At 47.3% G+C, this 4,675-nt stretch carries 2 protein-coding genes; both read left to right on the top strand.

The features are described from left to right. Positions 1 to 2,716 (top strand): urea carboxylase (gene uca, locus ACWVCM_RS13720; RefSeq protein ID WP_455202328.1); only part of this gene is annotated, 2,716 nt, incomplete at its 5' end. Between the two features lie 34 nt (positions 2,717 to 2,750). Further along, positions 2,751 to 4,553, top strand: a complete 1,803-nt coding sequence (atzF, locus tag ACWVCM_RS13715) for an allophanate hydrolase (protein WP_455202327.1) — start codon at positions 2,751 to 2,753, stop codon at positions 4,551 to 4,553. The last annotated feature ends 122 nt before the right edge of the window (positions 4,554 to 4,675 follow it).

Here is a 4,675-nt window from a genome sequence, read left to right as displayed (position 1 = left end):
GGTCGAACACGGCGTGACTGAACAGGTCTGTGGTGTCGATCTTGTTGAATGGATGGTCAAGTTAGCGGCTGATGAACTGGGTGACATTAATACTCTGGCCGCAAAACTAACATTTCAAGGCCATGCAATTCAGGTCCGCGTTTATGCTGAAGATCCCAATAAAGACTTTCAACCTTCTGCGGGATTATTAAGCGAAGTGAGTATGCCTGACAAATCCGAGGTACGCATTGATCACTGGATTACTACCGGCATCGAAGTTTCCCCCTATTTCGACCCCATGTTAGCCAAGGTCATTGCTACTGCAAACGACCGGGAGTCTGCATTAAGCCTGCTTGACGATACCCTGGCTGAAATTAGCATTTATGGTGTTGAGACAAATATTGACTATGCGCGCGATATTTTAAAAACGGATATATTTAGACAGGGGCAAATCTACACACGCTACCTTAACGAATTTACCTTTACCCCACACAGTATCGATGTCATCAGCAGCGGCACCATGACGACGATCCAGGATTATCCTGGCCGTATCGGCTATTGGGATGTGGGTGTACCGCCGTCCGGACCTTTTGACAACTATTCATTTCGTCTCGGCAATCGATTACTGGGCAATGATGAACGCGCCGCGGGTATCGAAGTTACATTAAACGGCCCTACGCTCAAGTTCAATTGTCCAACACAAATTGTGCTAGCTGGTGCGGAAATGCATGCCACACTGGATGATGAGTCCGTCGCCTTTTGGCAAATTATTAATGTTAACGCCGGACAGGTATTGAAAATTGGCAAAGTCAGTGATGCTGGCGCTCGTGCTTATTTATTAATTAAAGATGGCATTCAATGCCCGGACTATCTTGGTTCAAAGTCAACCTTTACCCTGGGCCAGTTTGGCGGGCATGTCGGTCGCACATTACGGGTCGGTGATGTACTGCGCATTAGTCCCGGCGATAAACCCAATGCCCCGAAACAGATGCCTGATGCTTTATTACCAGCTATTAAACATCAATGGGACCTGCATGTAATTTATGGCCCCCACGGTGCGCCAGACTTTTTTACCGACAAAGACATCAATACCTTTTTTAATACGGATTGGGAGATACATTACAACTCCAGCCGTACCGGCATCCGCCTGGTAGGCCCCAAACCCCAATGGGCGCGCAGCGATGGCGGTGAAGCCGGCATGCATCCGTCCAATATTCATGACAATGCTTATGCTATTGGCACTGTTGACTTTACCGGCGACATGCCGGTGATACTGGGTCCCGATGGCCCATCGCTAGGCGGCTTCGTATGTCCCGCAACGGTAATCAGTGCCGACTTATGGAAACTCGGCCAACTCAAAGCAGGTGATAAAGTTCGGTTTATTCCCATTAGCATTAGCGATGCCGTTAACCTGGAACGCGCGCAACTGGCATCTATCCAGAAGCTGGAACCAGTTAAGCATACATTTACGACTTCATTGCCTGAAACGCCGATTCTTAGAACAGTTACTGAATCTGACAATGGCATGCAAGTGGTTTATCGCCCTTCGGGTGATAAGTATCTGCTGGTTGAATACGGTCCGCTGGTGCTGGATATTGAATTACGCTTTCGCGTGCACGCGTTAATGTTATGGTTGCAGGATAATGGCCCCGAGGGAATGCTGGAACTGACACCAGGCATTCGCTCATTGCAGATTCACTATGACAGCCAGACCCTTTCGCTGGATCAACTGCTATCTGTATTAAGTGAAGCCGAGCAGGCCTTACAGCACATTGAAAACCTCGAAGTCCCCGCCCGCATTGTACACCTGCCTTTAAGCTGGGATGACAAGGCCTGTCAGATGGCGATTCAGAAATATATGCAATCGGTACGTAAAGATGCACCCTGGTGCCCCAGCAACATTGAGTTCATTCGCCGCATTAATGGCCTTGACAATATTGAGCAGGTAAAAGACATTGTGTTCAATGCCAGCTACCTGGTGATGGGTTTGGGAGACGTATATCTCGGCGCACCCGTAGCAACACCCATTGATCCACGCCATCGCCTGGTAACCACCAAATACAATCCGGCACGTACCTGGACGGCCGAAAACTCTGTTGGTATTGGCGGCTCCTACTTGTGTGTCTACGGCATGGAGGGGCCCGGAGGTTATCAATTTGTTGGTCGCACCATACAAATGTGGAACCGCTATCACCAGACTAAAGCATTCACTAAACCGTGGTTGCTACGCTTCTTTGACCAGCTTCGCTTTTACGAAGTCAGTGCGGAGGAATTGCTGGAAGCTCGCGATAATTTTCCAAAGGGCCGCTATTCCATCAAGATTGAAGAAACAACATTTAGCTTGCATGACTACCATGAATTCATTTCCAATAACGAGGAAAGCATTGATTCTTTTACCGAGCAACGACAACAGGCATTCGATGAGGAACTGCAACGCTGGATTGAGTCGGGTCAAATCAATTTTGAATCAGAACAACACCTCACCAGCGAATCTGGCGAAGAAGAAGCGCTCCCAAGCAATTGTGTTGCCATTGACAGCCCGGTTGCAGGCAGTGTCTGGCAGCTTTTAGTCAAAGAAGGTGACGACATTCAAGAAGGACAAACGCTTGCCATACTGGAATCCATGAAAATGGAAATAGAAATCACCGCACCCCATAGCGGTTCTGTGTATGCAATCACTCGAAACGAAGGACAACAGGTCAATGCAGGTCAGGCACTGTTGATATTACAAGAGTAATTACTGTTAAATAGATGTAGAAGGATGATATGTAATGGATATCACTATCCATGGTTTGCTAAAGGCCTACCAACAAAACCAGACAACACCTGATCAGGTTATCGATTACCTGGTAAAGCGCTGCGATGAAACCAGGGAGTATAATATCTGGATAAATCGTTTGTCCCGGGAGCAAGTTCAACCTTATCTCGACAGGCTGAAAACCCAGTCACCTGACTCGCTACCGTTATATGGAATTCCTTTTGCCTTAAAAGACAATATTGACCTGGATAACATTGCCACGACTGCCGCCTGCCCGGCGTTTAGCTACACGGCAAAACAATCAGCATATGTCGTACAACAACTAATAAACGCCGGAGCGATTCCCTTAGGTAAAACCAACATGGACCAGTTTGCTACAGGCCTGGTTGGCACCCGCTCACCTGAGCCCTGGGGTCCCTGTAAAAACGCCTTTAACAAGGATTATGTTTCAGGCGGCTCCAGTTCCGGTTCCGCTGTGTCCGTAGCACTTGGACTGGTTTCTTTTTCACTAGGTACTGATACCGCCGGCTCCGGTCGCGTACCAGCAGCGTTTAACAATATCGTTGGTGTTAAACCAACGCGTGGTTTATTGAGCAACACCGGTGTTGTGCCGGCGTGCCGAAGCCTCGATTGCGTGAGTATCTTTGCATTAACCACTGATGACGCCAACGCAGTATTGAATGTTGCAGCCAGCTACGATCATGAAGATGATTATGCGCGCACTAATCCGTTTGACAATAACCATCGCCACTATGGAATCCATACCACACCCTTCACTGTTGGCGTACCAGGTCCTGACCAACTAAACTTTTTTGGCAATGCATCAGCCCAGCAATTATTCTTCGATAGCATCAACAAACTAAAGGAAACCGGGGCCACCGTTATCGAAATCGACTTTACCCCCTTTCTGGAAGCGGCACGACTATTATACGAAGGACCCTGGGTGGCAGAACGCTACGTTGCCATTGAAAAACTGATTAGCGCCCACCCCGACGAATTATTACCAGAAATAGAAACCATTATAGGTGGAGGCGAAGACAAATCCGCTATAGATTATTTTAAAGCTGAATACCAACTTAAGCACTACCATAAACTTGTGCACGATATACTTACCGATATTGATTGTATCGTCACACCTACCGCCGGTACTATTTACACCATCGAACAAGTGCAATCCGATCCTATCAAATTAAACAGCAACCTTGGATACTACACCAACTTCATGAATCTTCTTGACTGTGCATCGGTTGCGGTACCAGCCGGATTTCTGGATAACGGTTGTCCCTTTGGTGTTACATTTGTTGGACCGGCAATGACCGATCGCAAGCTACTGTCTATAGCCAATTTTTGGCAACAACATCTTGGGTTAAAGTTAGGCGCACTGGATCAAGAGCTTCCTGTCAACGAATCGATTCAAACAACTTATATAGATACAATTCCTGTTGTCGTTTGCGGCGCACACCTTGAAGGTTTACCACTAAACTGGCAACTCACCGAACGTGGTGCAACATTGTTGCAAAAAACAGAAACTGCAGCAAAGTATCGCATGTATGCTTTGCCCGGCGGTCCACCCTATCGCCCTGGTTTAATTCGCGACGAACAAGCCGGCGAGACTATAGAAGCAGAAATTTGGGCCATACCTAAAGAACAATTCGGCAGTTTCGTTGCCAACATTCCCGCACCATTGGGTATCGGTAAAGTGGAAATTCAAGACGGCCGATGGATGCCAGGATTTATTTGCGAGGCATACGCGATAGACGGCGCAGAAGAAATTTCCCACCTGGGGAGCTGGAAAAAATACCTGTCTTTAAAATAGAATATTGATCGAGAATTTATACAACTATTGTAGTGTTTGTTTTTGAGGACGCGACTGCACTAATGACCCATGGTGCTCGACGATCAACCATCCACCATCAAATTTCTGATAAACATTGGTGG

The sequence above is a fragment of the Kaarinaea lacus genome (assembly GCF_975902315.1).
Note: the sequence above shows the minus strand (reverse complement) of the source record. Positions and strands in the feature narration are given on the sequence as shown.